This window comes from Bradyrhizobium sp. CCBAU 11361 (assembly GCF_028128935.1).
Taxonomy (GTDB): Bacteria; Pseudomonadota; Alphaproteobacteria; order Rhizobiales; family Xanthobacteraceae; genus Bradyrhizobium; species Bradyrhizobium niftali.
In genome coordinates, this window is sequence record NZ_LBJZ01000158.1 from 1 (window position 1) to 14953 (window position 14953).

General features: G+C 59.4%; 15 protein-coding genes, 1 tRNA gene and 1 pseudogene. 11 read left to right on the forward strand and 6 right to left on the reverse strand.

Annotated elements, in window-relative coordinates; translation table 11 throughout:
* Positions 1-119 precede the first annotated feature (119 nt).
* Positions 120-547 (forward strand): annotated as a pseudogene (locus tag XI08_RS14585) (transposase); the annotation flags it as partial.
* Between the two features lie 379 nt (positions 548-926).
* Here the strand turns inward: XI08_RS14585 and XI08_RS14590 are convergent.
* Together XI08_RS14590 and XI08_RS14595 are read right to left on the reverse strand one after the other, a co-directional pair.
* Positions 927-1217: a hypothetical protein gene (locus tag XI08_RS14590; RefSeq protein ID WP_143279434.1), complete on the reverse strand. Its 291-nt coding sequence runs from the start codon at positions 1215-1217 to the stop codon at positions 927-929.
* 15 nt (positions 1218-1232) lie between these two features.
* Complete coding sequence (locus tag XI08_RS14595; protein WP_097669953.1) at positions 1233-1478, reverse strand: hypothetical protein; 246 nt, start codon at positions 1476-1478, stop codon at positions 1233-1235.
* Positions 1479-2021: 543 nt separating this feature from the next.
* On the opposite strand from XI08_RS14595, the gene XI08_RS14600 reads away from it, so the two are divergent.
* Positions 2022-2507, forward strand: coding sequence for a hypothetical protein (locus tag XI08_RS14600; protein WP_271574908.1), 486 nt, complete (start codon positions 2022-2024; stop codon positions 2505-2507).
* A 273-nt stretch (positions 2508-2780) separates the two neighbouring features.
* Here XI08_RS14600 and XI08_RS14605 read toward each other — a convergent pair.
* A tRNA-Ser gene (locus XI08_RS14605) sits at positions 2781-2847 on the reverse strand.
* Positions 2848-3093: 246 nt separating this feature from the next.
* Positions 3094-3549, reverse strand: a complete 456-nt coding sequence (locus XI08_RS14610) for a hypothetical protein (protein ID WP_271574909.1) — start codon at positions 3547-3549, stop codon at positions 3094-3096.
* A gap of 102 nt (positions 3550-3651) precedes the next feature.
* Between XI08_RS14610 and XI08_RS14615 the strand changes: the two genes are divergently transcribed.
* The 4 genes from XI08_RS14615 to XI08_RS46290 all read left to right on the forward strand — a co-directional run bounded on the left by XI08_RS14615 (position 3652) and on the right by XI08_RS46290 (position 6707).
* Positions 3652-5085, forward strand: a complete 1434-nt coding sequence (locus XI08_RS14615; RefSeq protein WP_271574910.1) for an IS4 family transposase — start codon at positions 3652-3654, stop codon at positions 5083-5085.
* Between the two features lie 24 nt (positions 5086-5109).
* A complete protein-coding gene (locus tag XI08_RS14620) occupies positions 5110-5469 on the forward strand; it encodes a helix-turn-helix domain-containing protein (RefSeq protein ID WP_271574911.1) in 360 nt (119 codons plus the stop codon).
* Between the two features lie 72 nt (positions 5470-5541).
* A complete protein-coding gene (locus tag XI08_RS14625; protein ID WP_245570273.1) occupies positions 5542-5826 on the forward strand; it encodes a hypothetical protein in 285 nt (94 codons plus the stop codon).
* Positions 5820-6707 (forward strand): hypothetical protein, encoded by an 888-nt coding sequence (locus XI08_RS46290; protein ID WP_442869819.1) that lies wholly within the window; start codon positions 5820-5822, stop codon positions 6705-6707. Before XI08_RS14625 ends, XI08_RS46290 begins: the two co-directional genes overlap by 7 nt.
* Before the next feature lie 1219 nt (positions 6708-7926).
* Here the strand turns inward: XI08_RS46290 and XI08_RS14630 are convergent.
* Positions 7927-8400: a hypothetical protein gene (locus XI08_RS14630; protein ID WP_271574912.1), complete on the reverse strand. Its 474-nt coding sequence runs from the start codon at positions 8398-8400 to the stop codon at positions 7927-7929.
* 423 nt (positions 8401-8823) lie between these two features.
* On the opposite strand from XI08_RS14630, the gene XI08_RS14635 reads away from it, so the two are divergent.
* The 4 genes from XI08_RS14635 to XI08_RS14650 all read left to right on the forward strand — a co-directional run bounded on the left by XI08_RS14635 (position 8824) and on the right by XI08_RS14650 (position 13140).
* A complete protein-coding gene (locus XI08_RS14635; protein ID WP_271574913.1) occupies positions 8824-9927 on the forward strand; it encodes a hypothetical protein in 1104 nt (367 codons plus the stop codon).
* Positions 9928-10030: 103 nt separating this feature from the next.
* Positions 10031-10606 (forward strand): M12 family metallopeptidase, encoded by a 576-nt coding sequence (locus tag XI08_RS14640; protein ID WP_271574914.1) that lies wholly within the window; start codon positions 10031-10033, stop codon positions 10604-10606.
* A gap of 110 nt (positions 10607-10716) precedes the next feature.
* Positions 10717-11781 (forward strand): S1 family peptidase, encoded by a 1065-nt coding sequence (locus XI08_RS14645; RefSeq protein WP_271574915.1) that lies wholly within the window; start codon positions 10717-10719, stop codon positions 11779-11781.
* 12 nt (positions 11782-11793) lie between these two features.
* A complete protein-coding gene (locus XI08_RS14650; RefSeq protein ID WP_271574916.1) occupies positions 11794-13140 on the forward strand; it encodes an alpha/beta hydrolase in 1347 nt (448 codons plus the stop codon).
* Positions 13141-13190: 50 nt separating this feature from the next.
* On the opposite strand, the gene XI08_RS14655 is transcribed toward XI08_RS14650, so the two are convergent.
* Entirely contained in the window at positions 13191-14087 is an 897-nt protein-coding gene (locus tag XI08_RS14655; RefSeq protein ID WP_271574917.1) for a LysR substrate-binding domain-containing protein, read from the reverse strand.
* Between the two features lie 108 nt (positions 14088-14195).
* Here XI08_RS14655 and XI08_RS14660 point away from each other — a divergent pair, with 108 nt between their 5' ends.
* Entirely contained in the window at positions 14196-14945 is a 750-nt protein-coding gene (locus XI08_RS14660) for an SDR family NAD(P)-dependent oxidoreductase (protein ID WP_271574918.1), read from the forward strand.
* Positions 14946-14953: the final 8 nt, after the last annotated feature.

Below are 14953 nucleotides of genomic sequence, written 5' to 3' on the forward strand. Positions count from 1 at the left end.
CCGCAAAACTTCCTCGGCTTCGTCCAGCTCGCTTGCCTGCTGATCCTGTTTCGACAATTTTGAGATAGGTTCTAGAGTCTTGCGCTGCCGAATCCCCTCGGCTGGGAGGAGCGGATGACATGAAGGCCTCGAGATTTTCGGACGCCCAGAAGGCGTTTATCCTGAAGCAAGGCAACGACGGGGTCGCGGTTGCGGACATCTGCCGCAAGGCCGAGATCAGTCAGGCAACCTATTTCAACTGGAAGAAGAAGTACGACGGACTGCTGCCGACCGAGATGCGCCGGTTGAAGCAGCTTGAGGACGAGAATGCCAAGCTCAAGAAGCTGGTGGCAGATCTGTCGCTCGACCAGGAGATGCTGCAGGACGTGATCCGCCGAAAGCTGTGAAGCCTGGTCGGAAGCGCAAGCTCGTCGATGAGGTTTGCGGTGAGTGGCAGGTGTCGATCCGTAAGGCCTGTGCGGCCCTCGAGTTCGACCGCTCGACCTACCACTACAAATCCCGTCGCTCCGGCCAGGCGGCCCTCGAAGCTCGGATCAAGGAGATCTGCCATGTATTTGGTTGAAATCCCCTGATCAGCTCCGCAGCTGGCCCTCGAATGTTTTGGCTGGTGGTCCACTCCCAAAGCCGCTTCTCCTTCTCCAGGAACAGAAGCACTTCATCGATCGCGCTGAATTGGAGTGGCCTATTGAGAATAGGTCTCGGAACTTCAATCTTGGTTCATAAATGCCGCCTCAAAAGCGGTATCTTCTCGCAACGGCTGCGCGAGTGCAAGTGAGCTGACGCGCTACAAATTTGTGGAGCCGCCGCATTTGAGCCGCTGCTCTGCCCCGTCAGGGGCGCCCTTCCACAGCGCAATTCTGCGGTTTGGTGGAGATGAGCGTAGGAGCGACGCTTTACGGCTTTCGCTTTGGCTGATTCCCAATCAGCTACCGATCTAGATCGACCAAATATACTGGCAGACCAGCATCTGCAGATCGCGCTGAAGTCTGCTCTCGGTAGCGGTTCTTTTCTTCGGGATTGGCAAGTCGAACGCGCAAGGTAGCCAATTCGTCGCAAAGAGGCTTTCCGCCCGACCGCGCCGCGTTGAGTTTGGCGCGTATTCTTTGGTCGGCACAGATCGCCTCAGCATCCGAATATTTTCGAGCAGCGAAAGCAACAACCGGCTTTCGATCGACCTCGATTGTGAACACCGAGAGCGAAAGCCTATCATCGCGCATGACTTTCCTTGCAGGCTAGATCGCGCCGATTTTCACGCAGATCACATGAATGATCACAAATATTGGGAGCGCGCCCAAAAACCATGCGACCGCATCGCCATCGCGATCCGACGCAAACTCGCGGTTCGCGTCTGTCTCACGCCCATGAGGTACGACTGAAAAGACCTGGCTGGGGCGTGTGCATCTGGCCGCGCGCCGCAACAGTTGTTTGACTGTCGCTTCCTTCTTGAGCGTATCCGCGCCTGCGTCTCGATCGGACATCCAGCTAGCCCTTCGCCTTCAGTCCGATCTCGACCAGTCGGCGGATGGTCTCGGAGCGAGCGGGCTTGTCGGCCTGCTGTGCCGCCCACGCATCGAGGTTTGCCATGAATTCATCGGAGAGGCGGAATGTGCGCGAGGGGTCTCTGCCCGTTGCAGGGCGACCTGCGCCGGGCCTTTTCCCGCCGACACGCTTTGGTATTGCCTTTTTCACAATTCGGTCTTACCGTTTTCAGGCTTGGAAAACAAGCGGCCCGCCGACCGTGTTGGAAGCACGGCGACAGGCCTGGCCCAAATCATGAGGTAAGTCATGGCTCAGGTTAATCCAGAGAATAGCACACCTATGCCGGCAGTTTCGACGCGGCGCCGCTTCCTATCCCACGCCGCGAGCGTGGCCGTCAGCGGTGCAGTTCTATCGCTGGCGACAAATCCGCCAGCAGCAGCCGTGGGCGCGCCAGCGGGTGCCCTAGCATCCCTGACGTCGATCCAATCTTCGCGTTGATCTCCCGGCATCGCGCCGAGGAGCGGGCCTATGAGGCCGCCCTGATGGCTCGCGACGAACTCGAGGAAATCGTACCGGAGGAGTTCCGGCGGCCGGGGCGCGTGCAATGGGGTATGAAGGACGGGGTTAATCCGTACTATCTGCATTCTCACAAGCAAATCGACGATTGTCTTGTCGCCGGAAGCCGACATTCCCCCAAAATCAAGGCCCAGCTACACGCCGATCTCGATCGCGACAGGTTTGAGATCTGGGCGAAGCGGGAAGAAATCGGCCTTCCTTACGCCGAGGAACGAGTCGCGCAGCTATGCGACTCTAGCCAAGATCTGGAGTGGGCGCTCGCCAACACGATGCCGACTTCCATTGCCGGCGTCGCGGCACTGCTTCGTTACGCCAACGAGGTGGAGGACCAGGGCGTGGAGTGGCCAGACACCGACACGATCGGCCCAGACGGATGGCATTATCAACTTCGGCAAACCGCGGCGCGCGCGCTTCAAACGGTGCTCGCCACAGACCAGCCAGCGAGAACGTAGGCTCACGTCGTTGCGCGCCCGTCAAAAGGCGATGCGTGCGGTTAGTGCGGCGGCAGGACCTCTGAGCAGTAGCGCCCGTCGGCTTCGGCCGGCGGGCTTTGTTTTGAGCGGGGCTTTCGTTATTTGCGAAGAACAAAGCCAGAAGCGCCGTGTACGATCCGTGTCTCACCACTGAGCGAGACTAATCGGGAAAGCCTGAAATCAAAGGGTTTTTCTAGGACCAAATGAGACACGGCTTCTCAAAGATTTTAAGACCTACGGCATTGATTTTATTGGCGATCCCGGCAGGATTCGAACCTGCAACCCGCGGAGTAGAAATCCGCTATTCGGCCAAGACACCCCGCCTCGGCTTAGCCACCGATTGGCCACTGCAATCCCGTGAACAAACCGCGCCATAGGACATCAAACAAGCGCAAACTCTTTTGTTTTTGTTGGTCTTTTCGATTGCTACTTACGTTCGGGACGCAGAGAATCTTTCATGCAACAAGACGGGGGATTTCCTGTTCGACCAATCGCAATAATCGGGTGTTGCGTGTCCGCGATTTGAGCTTGCGTCGGAGACGACCGAGCCGCCGAGTTTTGCGGGTTATCGCGAAGTGAAGCAATTCATACGCTCACTTCCGGAAGTGCCGTCGGGAGATCCTTCCACCCCCAACGACGCCTCAAATTTGTGAGCGGGCGGCAGCTTGCGACTTGCATCGCCAACAATGGCCGCCACGTGTTCGCTCCAGCGCTCCAACGCGTCGCGCATCTCCTCGGCGTAGCGAGCTCGATTGTAGATGCCTGCGACGCCCGCGCGATGTCCGCTAACATGGTTCAGGACGGCTTCTACAATGTGCGGTAACACCCCGAGCCGATCCGCCATTGCCGTGGCAGCGGATCGGCGAATGTCGTGGACGGTCCATGCGGGCAGAGCCTCGCCCTGGGCCTCAAGAATGCGCGCATCAAGCGCAGCCTTCGACTTCGACCAGCCGGAGAAACCGCGTTTCTTGTCATCACCTTTGCGTCGAGGCCCATCACCAAAGCTTTCAATTACCCACATTTGACGTCGGATTTGAGCGAGGCGCCGCGGGCGAAATCTTGAATCGGTAGAATCTGTTGTGATTCGTTGTTGAGCACCTGATTCGGAAGCGCGGGGTGTTCGATGGGCTTGGTGAAGGAACGCGCGGGGGCGCGTGCTCAGCGATTGACGACCGGTATCGAGACGTGGGTTGATCGGGAAGTTGCGGGATGCGAGTTTAAGGATGAGCGGCTTGGTCGCCGGTTCTGCAAATTGCTCGCACAAATCGGGAGCGACATGGGTCAAAGCATCCCGCTTGTTTGTCAGGATTGGGCCAACACGAAGGCCGCCTATCGCTTCTTCTCCAACGAGCGGGTCGACGAGGCGGATATTCTTTGCGGTCATTTCGAGGCGACGCGCGGGCGCGTAGCGGCGACGGAGGGACCGATCCTCGTCCTCCATGACACGACGGAATTCAGCTTCAAGCGCGAGAAGCCGGATCTGATCGGCTTTACGGGCAAGACGGCAGGACGCACGCAGTGCGGCATCCTGATGCATTCAAGTCTCGCCGTGACGACCGAGGGGCTTCCGCTCGGACTGTCGGCAATCAAGTTCTGGACCCGCAAGAAGTTCAAGGGGACGACGGCGCTGAAGCGAAAGATCAATCCGACACGGGCGCCGATCGAGCAGAAGGAGAGCATCCGCTGGCTCGAGAACTTACGGCAATCGACCGACCTTCTCGCTGCCCCTGGACGATGCGTTCATATTGGTGATCGCGAGAGCGACATCTATGAGCTGTTTTGCCTGGCCCAGGAGGCTGGAACGCATTTCCTGGTGCGAACCTGTGTTGATCGGCTTGCCGGGGACGGCAATCATACAATTGCCGATGAAATGGACGAGGTTACGATCAAGGGTCTACATCGGATCAAGGTCAAGGACGACAAAGGGGACCCCGACGACGCCGTTCTTGAGATCAGGTACCGCAAGATACGAGTCCTGCCGCCGATTGGCAAACAGACGAAATATCCCGCACTCACTCTGACCGTGATCCATGCTCAAGAGCGGGGAAGGCCGAAGCGGCGAAAGAAAATCGAGTGGAAGCTCCTCACCGATCTCCCAGTCCAATCGCGCAAGGACGCCATCAATAAAATCGAATGGTACGCCTTGAGGTGGAAGATCGAAGTCTTCCATAAGATCCTCAAATCGGGCTGCAAAGCAGAGGACTCAAAATTGCGAACTGCTGAGCGTCTGGTCAATCTGATCGCGGTCTTCTGCATTGTGAGTTGGCGCGTCTTCTGGATGACGATGCTCAATCGCTCCTCGCCGAATGCCGTACCGCAAATGGCGCTGACAGATCCCGAAATCAGGCTTCTTGATCATTTGGTGAAACACAGGGGTGGTGATTGCTCTCGACGAAGCACGCTCTCGCACTATGTCGTCAAGATCGCGCGGCTCGGAGGATACTTGGCCCGAGCCAACGATCCGCCTCCAGGAAACACCGTGATCTGGCGCGGACTATCGCGGCTGAACGACATCGAACTTGGAGCCGCAATCGAGGCTACAACTATGGGTAATTGAAAGTGCGGCTAAACGCTTACACAAATGCTGATTCCGCTCGATGTCGCCCACCATTCCGAGATGATCTCGCCCGGGATGATGAGGCTTCTTCTGGCTCCGATACGGTCCCGCCTTTCGGCTTTGCGAAGGGGGACCTGGATGCCGACAGAGAGGCTTGCGATGCGCCATGCGCGCGATGTGATCAGATTGAAGTCGGCCGGGATGCCGACCCGCGAGATAGCGCGGCGGGTCGGAACGGCGCCTTCGACGGTGCGGTTGACGATCCGCCGGTTCGAGGCGGCGGGGCTGACCTGGCCGTTGCCCGACGACGTCACCGACAACGATCTCATCATCGATCGGCGGGCACTGCAGAACCGACTATGGGCTACTGTCGGCTTCAACTGAATAGGGCGCGCGCAGCTGATTGCGGACGACTGTAACATCTACGTTTGCAGCGAACGCGCGGGTCAGCGGGCGATGGAGAGCATCTCGCGCTTCATCTCACAAAAGCTCAAGGTAAACGAGGCGAAGAGTGCGGCGGCACGACCGCAGGAGCAGAAGTTTCTCGGGTTCAGCTTCACCGCTGGTCCAGGCATCAAGCGCACGATCGCGCCGAAATCTCTGGAACGCTTCAAACAGCGAATCCGGGAGATCACGCGAAAGGCAAAGGACGCCAGCATCAAGACGACAATGGAAGAACTGGCCACCTATATGCGGGCTGGCGCGGCTATTTCGGCTTCTGTGAAACGCCCGAGGTGCTGATAGCCCTCACTCGCTGGGTCCGACCGCGACTGCGGGCCGCTCTGTGGCGCCAATGGAAAACTCCACGGCGCCGCTGCGCAGCACTCATCGCAAATGGGGTTTCAGAGTGGGCTGAAGGAACACGGCCGGCAGCGGCCGCGGTCCTTGGTATCTCGCCCGCTCTCTACTGGGCTCTCAAATGCATACTTCAAATCGCTCGGCCTGACATCATTGTTCCGATCGTGTTAGCGCAACTTCTCGAACCGCCGTGTACGGACCCGTTCGCAACGTCGTGTGGGAGGGGCGGAGCTGCTAGGCTCCCCCCTACCCCGATCAATAACTGCGCGCGATCATTGGAATCCGCACGCGGGCTGCTCACGGCGTGGCGATACGAGATTGCGGCGGCGGAACATACCGGTTACGGAAGAGGCGAATGTCCCGTGGTCCTCCCGGACCCCGCACAACTGTATAGGGCACGCTATAGATGTCGATGCTCCTCTGTGGCTCGCTCGAATTCGGCAGTAAGCCGTGCCGATCTAACTGAAGAATCAGGGGATCGGGGGCCGGTTGATCACGATGGACCCAGTTCGGGCCGACAACAGGCCCGAAATCCGGTGGCCCGGAGTTATTCATTGGTCCTGTTGCTGCGCGATCCAGTCGCTGGCGATGGCGTGAAGGCTCGGCGGAAGACGAGGGCCCGGCGGCTTCCTGATTCTGAAAGCCGGGCTCGCGGGCCGGGCCCACGACAGACGGCCCAGCTCGTTGGTCGCGCTGAAGCGCGAATGCGTGGGCGAATTCGCGCAGCGTTGAGTCGTCGCTGCGTACTCTGTCACGGGAGGGCTCCAGTCGAGCCAACTCGAGGAGGGTGCGCTGGCGACGCAGGTTCTCCTCTGACGCAGTGAAACTCAAGCTGTCGCTAGTGTCGTCTTGGCTCTCAATGTAGTTCTCGAAAGTGTCGACGGTGTCGCTTCGACGCCCCAAGGCGTGGGCCTGGTGATGACGCACAGGCGCGATGGAAGGCGATGAAGGGGTTTGCTGACCCGGGGTGGTCGGTTCACGGGCCCCATCATGCGGCACAAGGCGAGCATCGTTAGGCAACGCAAGCGGCGACCACTCCGCCGAAGCAACGGACAAGGCCAGTGGATTGGCTCCCAGGCTACTGCTGGCCAACCGCTCAGCACACCACTGGCGATAATCGTTAATATCAGCCTCTGAGGCAAAACCGCCCGAGGAGTCTAAAACGGCGTTGCGGTCGAGAATCCCCTCAGAGCTGTCGCTAGCGCGGCCCGGCGACGGGTTGCGCACAAAGCGAGGACCGTCACGCAACGCGGACTCACGATAGGGGCGATTCATGCGAGAATACGGGAGACGTTCCTGTACCCCGGCCAGCACTGCGCGGAATTCCCCGGACATACTGCCCAGCGAATTGTCCCCCCCGTTGGATGGTTCGACCATTCTCAGCGCGCTTGGCTGCTGGCGAGAGTCCGTTGGATCGGCTGGTGGGGAAGCTTCCGTACTCGAACGCCGGATTTCTCCCTCTTCGATCATTGTTGGCACAGTGCGTGCGGCCAAAGCTCGGTCGATAGAATCCATGCCTCGTCTCCCGTTGGGAACCGTCACAGCCGGTCTTTTGATTACGGTAGATTGCGGGGCTGAGCTTACAAGATGCTGACGACCTCGATGACAAAAGCGGTGTCGGCCTTGAGGCGGCAGATGTGGGTAATTCAAAGTCACCAAAGAGGAACTCCCGATCAATGCGCCGGGGCTGGGCTTGGATCAAGGCCAGAACCGCAGGGGCGAGGGGGAGGATATGCTCGCGATGGTTTTTGACCCGGCCCCCGGGAATGGTCCACGTCGCTTCAGCAACTTCAGGCCATCGCATGCCACCCACTTCGTCGCGGCGCTGGGCGGTGAGGATCAGCAACCGGACGATGCGGCCATAGTCGTCATCGTGGCATGCCAGCCAGATCGCTCTTAGCTCCGCATCGGACAAAACCCGATCACGGGATGCCGGCGCAGGCGGACGGTTGGTGCCGAGCACCGGATTGGCCGGAAGGTCCAGCCCCTCCCGGATGGCCCAGTTGAACATGGCCGACACAGCGGCTCTCGCGCGGGCTGCGCTCACTGATAGGCGAGATGGTCCGAGACGTGGCGGCGGGTGACCTCGCTCGGTCGTGCGAGCTTGGAGGTGTTTATCGACATCTGCAAAAGATCGTAGAATGCTCTGAAGCGCTCCGCGTAGGCAGCATTCCTTGGCCCGAGCGTTGCGCTCAGGATCCGATGAAAGAGCAGGCCCCGCTTCGAATAGGCTTGCAGCCTTCGAGCCGGTCGCAATGCGCTCACGCCCTGCCGTGGGATGAACCAGCATCCAAGCTGCTCGAGGTGCCACTCACTCGGCGCGATCGGCCACTGAGACCGCCGCTCAGCAAGCACCCGGTCGATCTCCCGTATGAGGCCGCCCATCCTCAACGCTGCCAGCTCAGGCGTCTCGTCGGACAGCGACCACGAGAGATGGCCGTCTCCTATTGAGTCGGTGAAGCTCTCCCGTGCCTCCTCGATTCGCTTTTCCGCAAGATTTCGGTAGGCCTTGTGCACGCTTCCCGGAGCATTCCGAAACAGCGTGTCGAATCGATCAGAGCTTTCCTGAGATCGTCCCGACTGGCATTCGTGATTTGCTCCTGGCGCTCGGCAAGCTCTCGCGCCTCCTTCTTCCAGGCCTCAAAGGCTGACGTTTCGACTCGGCTGACCACGGGCCCAGGCAAAATATTCGTCCAAATGACAGGAGTAATATGTTGCATCGATAGGCGTGCGCCGCCCGATTTGCAATCGGCTCTGTTCGTTGCTCACACTTCTTCGCCCGTGCCGAGCGGCCATGCCCAACACGCTTCCTTAGAAGTATATGGCCCCAGGGAAAAGCTGCGCGAAACCTAGCGGGGACAACGAAAAGCTGCATTGTGGTCAGGATGCTATTGACGAACCCATACGGACTGTTTTTCAATCTGGGCGGGAGATCCGCGCGTGCTTAGCGACGCGGACGGGGGCGGTCATATGTGGAATTTTAGCCGAGGCGCGGCATGCGTTGGCATTTGTCTCGCCATGGGCGGGTGTACCAGCCTGTACTATATTCATGATCCGCAGACAGGCGTGATCACGGCCGGTGAGCTGCCGTATTTCCTCAAGTCGATCCGATGTGAGGTCGTGACCTTTTACCAGATCGAACGGGAGAGGCGGAAGGAATACCTGAAGATCTACAAGGCCAGGCCTGAAGAGGCCTTCGACAGGTACGCTCATTTCGACATAGACCCGTTCCTGTATGGCACCTTTTTCCTGGAGTTGAAGGTGACCGATACGGGCGGGCTCGGATCCGGTACAGCGTTCGATTACAAGCGGATTCTGAGCGCGACCAGTAGTGAGATCACCCATGTGGGTCCCACTGCTTCAGCCCAGGACACCTATGACCTGATCTGGTCATTCCTGATGAAGCAGAACGCCCAGCTTGCGTCCGACTCGACGCCGGCTGCCGCGGGACCCGCAACGTACGAGCGTGGCTGCTATCGAGGAACGCCTACGGACCTGATCGAGCTCGAGGGACTCGCCGAGAACAAGTACCCGGACCGCGCCGCCTATAAGCGCATCATTGTCGATGCGTCCAAGCCACTGGCGGCTTGGTTGCGGGACAATGCTATTCTCATCGCCGCTAACAATCTCACGCCGGCCATGCCTTCGGAGAGCGCGGAGCCGGCGCAGATGACTTACACGTTTTCGATCCAGGTTACCGGCGGCGTCGAGGCAAAGTACTCCCTCACGTCGTCGCGTTGGACGCCTGCTGCAGTTCAGGCGTCTGCCTCCGCTCAGCAGTTCAGTAATCTCGGAATCTACATCAACGGTCCGAATGCGGTGCTTGCCAACGGAGCCAAATCCGGGTCCGCCGGCTACGCGGCGAAGACGCCGCCGCTTGGATCAAAGGACAATCCAATTTACACAGCTCCCTCGCCGGGAGGAGAGAAGTCGCAGGAATTCCCGGGAGGCGCCGGACGCCGTACGGGCGGCGGACCCCGGACAAATGGATTCATCGTGGCGCCGGTGCCTGTGTTCCCGCCGACCCCAACCCCGACGCAGTAGGACAATGGTTCGCCTCTGGTTGCCCAGACTCGTTCTGCTGCTCGCGCTCTCGATCTCTTTGGGCGCGAATGCTCAGCCTGCGCTTCCTTCGGGAGTGTCCGAAATGGAGCTGTACGGTACGGTCATTCGCGGATCGAAATGGGAGATTAAGGAAATCCCCGTCTGCTGGGAGAATCTGCAGCCGAAGGATCAAAAGTATGCCGACCTAGTTCGAAAAGCGGTTGCGGAGACCTGGGAGTCTGCGGCGCAAGGCGGAGTGTGGTTTTCGAAGACCTGGTCGTTGTGTACCGACGGCGCGCCCGGTGTGCACGTGCGGGTCGCTGATGAGGGCGCTCACACCGATGTCGTCGGAAAATACCTTGACCGCAAGCCATCGGGCATGACTCTCAATTTCAGTTTCAATCATTGGAGCAAAGGCTGTCGAGATAGACGCGAGTTCTGCATTCGTGCGGTTGCGGTCCACGAATTCGGACATGCGCTTGGTTTCACGCATGAACAGAACCGCGACGATGCGCCGGAGCAGTGCCGCAACGAGAAAGCGTCTGGCTCGGTCGGCGATTATAAAGTCACCAAATACGACCCCAATTCCATCATGAACTATTGTAATCCAGCATGGAACGGAAACGGACAACTCAGCCCGCTCGACATCGCCGCTGTCAGAACATTCTATCCTTCCTGACATTTGGCCTGTCTCTATTCTTCTGCCCGCCGGCGCAAGCGGACCGCGCGGCGGTGCAGGTTGCTGCGCGGTACAATGTCAGGACGGTTCACGTCCAGTATGTTGGCGTCATGTACAACGACAAGCAGGAGGTCGGCGGCGGCTCCGGGCTGCTGATCGGCGACAGCCTCGTGCTGACCAACAGCCATGTGATCGGACGCGAGGAGAACTACAAGAGCTTCGAAGTCAATGCTCGTCTCGGATCGCGCAATGCGAACCCGATCAAAGTCACCGCGATTCATCGCGATGATGCCAGGGACCTGGCGCTCCTCGAATTGTCTCAGCCCGTCAACAACAGCGGTGGCGCATCGCGTTGCCCGATGCCGGTGATCGACGACAACCAGCAAGCCCCGATGGGGACTCAGCTGTATCTGCTCGGATATCCCCTCGATCTGGATCTCAGCATATCGAGCGGTCTGATAAGCAACCAGACTAGCCCGAATGGTCGCTGGCAGACCGACACGGTCATGAACGTCGGCAACAGCGGGGGACCCGCATTCAACGAGTTCGGCGCACTGCTGGGGATTGCGGTCGGTGGCATTATTAAGTGGAACGATGCGCAGGTTTCTGGCGTCAACTTCATCATTCCAGCCACTGTGATTACCGCCAGCCCGCTCTACAGCATGATCACGGCCATTCCCCAGCCCTCTGTTTGCTGGACGAAGTGGGTCGACACGACGATCTCGTTTGAGAACTGGAGCAGGCTGAATTCCACGCATGTGCAGACGCAAGCCAATGCCGGCGTGAAAATTCCCGAAATTCTTGCCGGAGCGATCCACACTCTTCTGCCGGAGGACCGACGACTGATCGTGAACGTTCCGGTATCGCAACTCGTCGAGCCAAAGCAGATCGAGCGGTCGTTTACGGTGGACAAGACCAAGGACGATCACCCTGTCGTATTTGCGGAGCACTCGGCTGATTACGCTGAGACCTTCGCGGCTGAACCTGGGTACCGAATCACGGGGTGCTCCTGGCACGTGGAGACCGCCAATGGTGCCGGCAATATTGCTTGCGCGATAAACGGCGGCGGGGCGCAGGCTCGTTTCACCTACAAGCTCACCAGCGGACCTGCCGTCGACAGGTACCGCGGATGGCTGGGCGCGACTGTCAATCTTTCCCAGATCCTAGCGAAGTAGGTAACGGACCGGATGGTTATGCTCGCCCTGCCAACCCACGCTTCGAACCGGTTACATTGGCTCCGCCACGCGTTCCAGCACGTTCGGACAGGGCTCGTTATCTTGTTCTGCGCGCTCGCCACCGGTTGCGCCCACCAAGGTCCGGTCTCACAGCCTGCCAAGCCGCATGTCCACAAAGCTCCGCAGAAACATGGGAGCGCGTTCAAGAGATTCGGCTATCGCTATGGCCCCGGGTATTACCATCATGTCCGTCACTATCATGGCTATCGGCCGTGGCGACCGACAACCGGTGAGGCGAGCCAGGAGGCGCCGCCTGACAAGAGCACCACCGGTGCCGAGGTTGTGGTCAACAAGTCGGCTATCAAGGGTCTGGTGCCGGTCTACTTCGCCACGAATCGCATGGTGACGGGCGGGCCTGGTCTCGAATTGAGCCAGATCTCCTATGCTCGTTCTGCCACCAACACTTTTGGTTACGTGACCGTCAGTATTCCCGTCGTTCACAAGATGGGCGAAGTTGAGACGCCGAAGACGAGCTGGTTTGGGCTACGCAAGGAGGCGGAAGACGACAGAAAGCATTTCCGAATCCAGAAGCTATATCGTCTGTCTCGCGAAGAGTTCGCTTCCGCTATCGCAAATCCCGCCGACAGCATGATGCTCTTTGTGCATGGCTACAACGTCGGTTTTTCCGACGCTGCATTTAAGGCAGCGCAGATTGCTTTCGATGCGAACTACAAAGGTCGCGTCATGATGTATTCCTGGCCGTCCAAGGGCGGGCTGCTCGATTATGACTACGATCGCGAAAGCGCACTCTATGCGCCGGACGGCTTGTTCGATCTCCTTCAGCTCATCAAGAAGGAAGCGAAAGTTTCCAGGATTATCGTGATCGCACACAGCTTGGGCAGCGAGGTGGTATTGGGAGCTTTGCAACAAGCCGCGCTGAGCCAGACGACGCTAGGCATTACCGAGCTGATTTTTGCGGCGCCGGATGTTGATCGCGACCTCTATCTGGAAAGAGCTAACCAGATCAAATCTGCAGCAGGCGCGGTCACCCTATACGCCTCCTCGACGGATCTCGCCTTGCTGGCCTCCATGAAGAAAGCGCAATCCACCTCGCGAATGGGGTTCGTATCCAAGAGTGGGCCGACTCTCGTGCCCGGTATCGAAACGATTGATGTTTCCGCGGTGGGGAGCGAAATGTTTGCTCTAAATCACAGTACGTACTCAACCAGCCGCGCTGTTCTCGATGATATAGGCCGGATCATCTCTTCTTCGACGCATCTTAAACCCCCGCAGCGGACCCCGACCTTGCGATCGATGCCCGACGATTCCACCACGACTTATTGGATGTATCCCTATTAAAATTGGCTCTTCGGCTGTGCTTAAGCCAATAGGCTGGGCCATGGTTGCAGTCACTCTGAGGAGCGCGTGTTTTGCCCCTCAAGTTGCGACACGAGCCAATCTGCAAACGCTCGCACGGCTGTTCGCTGTCGGCTGGCGCGCGGGTAGATCAGGCGGTGACCGACGTAGCGGATATCGTTAGCGCGTCCTGCCAGCGGAGCGACCAATCGTCCGCTCGCGAGTTCGCGCTCGGCCAGGAGGGTTGATTCCAAGGCCACGCCCAATCCCTCCGCAGCTGTTGCAATCGCAAGAAAGCTCCGGTCGAATCTCATGCCGTGAAGCGCAGGTGCTTCCAATCCATTCGCGGTGAACCATTGATGCCACTGCACCCGCTTCACGTCGGAGCGGATGAGCGTCTGATCGAGGAGATCGGCAGGCTTCCTGATCGATTTTGCGAGCGAGGGCGAGCAGAGCGGCGTGACCGTCTCCTCCGGCAGAGGAACAATTTCGACACCCTCGGCGCGCGGCGGACCGTAGACGATGTCGATATCGAAATCATCGTTGCTGAAGCGCGCATAGTCCGTGCTTGCAGCCAGCCGAACCTCGAGCTTCGGGTAAGCAGCGAGAAACTGTGCAAGCCGTGGCGCCAGCCATTGCGCAGCAAAGCTGGGTGCGGAATGGACGCGCACCAACTGTGGTCCGCGCGCGGCAACTTCCTCGAGGCCACGGCGGAGCTGATCGAATGCCGCTCCCGTGTGACGCATGAGGTTCTCGCCGGCCGGCGTGAGCCGCACGGACCGCGCGCTGCGCTCGAACAGAACGGTCCGAAGCGTGCCCTCCAGCTTGCGGATTGCGTGACTGACGGCGCTCGGCGTCAGGTGAAGCTCATTCGCCGCATCGCGAAACGATCCGGTGCGGGCAGCGGCTTCAAAGGCACGAATTGCCGATATGGGGATATTCGACAGCATTCCATAAGTGAACCAGATTCATCGATCCGTGACAACTGCGCGTTTGTCCGTTGGCCGTCGGCGGGTCATTCCTAAGCGCCAAGGAAGAACAATTTGCGGGAGGAACTGATGCTGCTCAGCGGTAAGACGGCCATCATTTCGGGCGCGGCCTCGCCGCGCGGGATCGGGCTTGCCACCGCCCGGCGGTTCGCCGCCGAGGAAGCTCGGGTCGCGATTCTCGATATTGACGCCGGCGCTGCGGCGGATGCTGCGGCATCGCTCGGAAACTCCCACATCGGACTAGGGTGCGACGTCGCCGACAAGGCGTCCTGCGAGCAGGCGGTGGCCCGCGTGATCGAATCCTTCGGCGCCATCGATGTCCTGATCAACAATGCCGGCATCACCCAACCCGTCAAGTTCCTGGACATTTCGGCGGCCGATTGGGATCGCATTCAGGACGTCAATCTCAAGGGCATCCTGTTCCTCTCCCAGGCCGTGATCCCGCATATGCGCGCACGGAGGTCCGGATCGATTGCATGCATGTCGTCCGTCTCGGCCCAACGCGGCGGAGGAATTTTTGGCGGCCCCCACTACTCCGCGGCGAAAGCCGGCGTGCTTGGTCTCGCCAAGGCGATGGCCCGTGAGTTCGGCCCGGACGGCATCCGCGTCAATTGCGTCACGCCCGGCCTGATCGGCACCGATATCACCGCGGGCAAGCTGACCGATGAGATGAGGGCGAAGATCCTGGAAGGCATTCCGCTCAATCGTCTCGGCACGGCGGAAGACGTCGCCGGCATCTACACCTTCCTGGCCTCGGATCTCTCCGCCTACGTGACCGGCGCCGTGATCGACGTCAACGGCGGCATGCTCATCCACTGAGCCAGCGA

Bases quoted from the DNA above. Each gene is read 5' to 3' on its own strand.
- XI08_RS14595 (WP_097669953.1), bottom strand. From the start codon at position 1,478: ATGTCCGATCGAGACGCAGGCGCGGATACGCTCAAGAAGGAAGCGACA.
- XI08_RS14645 (WP_271574915.1), top strand. From the start codon at position 10,717: ATGTACAACGACAAGCAGGAGGTCGGCGGCGGCTCCGGGCTGCTGATC.
- XI08_RS14590 (WP_143279434.1), bottom strand. From the start codon at position 1,217: ATGCGCGATGATAGGCTTTCGCTCTCGGTGTTCACAATCGAGGTCGAT.
- XI08_RS14600 (WP_271574908.1), top strand. From the start codon at position 2,022: ATGGCTCGCGACGAACTCGAGGAAATCGTACCGGAGGAGTTCCGGCGG.
- XI08_RS14660 (WP_271574918.1), top strand. From the start codon at position 14,196: ATGCTGCTCAGCGGTAAGACGGCCATCATTTCGGGCGCGGCCTCGCCG.
- XI08_RS14620 (WP_271574911.1), top strand. From the start codon at position 5,110: ATGCTGATTCCGCTCGATGTCGCCCACCATTCCGAGATGATCTCGCCC.
- XI08_RS14640 (WP_271574914.1), top strand. From the start codon at position 10,031: ATGGAGCTGTACGGTACGGTCATTCGCGGATCGAAATGGGAGATTAAG.
- XI08_RS14610 (WP_271574909.1), bottom strand. From the start codon at position 3,549: ATGTGGGTAATTGAAAGCTTTGGTGATGGGCCTCGACGCAAAGGTGAT.
- XI08_RS14655 (WP_271574917.1), bottom strand. From the start codon at position 14,087: ATGCTGTCGAATATCCCCATATCGGCAATTCGTGCCTTTGAAGCCGCT.
- XI08_RS14650 (WP_271574916.1), top strand. From the start codon at position 11,794: ATGGTTATGCTCGCCCTGCCAACCCACGCTTCGAACCGGTTACATTGG.
- XI08_RS14615 (WP_271574910.1), top strand. From the start codon at position 3,652: ATGGGCTTGGTGAAGGAACGCGCGGGGGCGCGTGCTCAGCGATTGACG.
- XI08_RS14625 (WP_245570273.1), top strand. From the start codon at position 5,542: ATGGAGAGCATCTCGCGCTTCATCTCACAAAAGCTCAAGGTAAACGAG.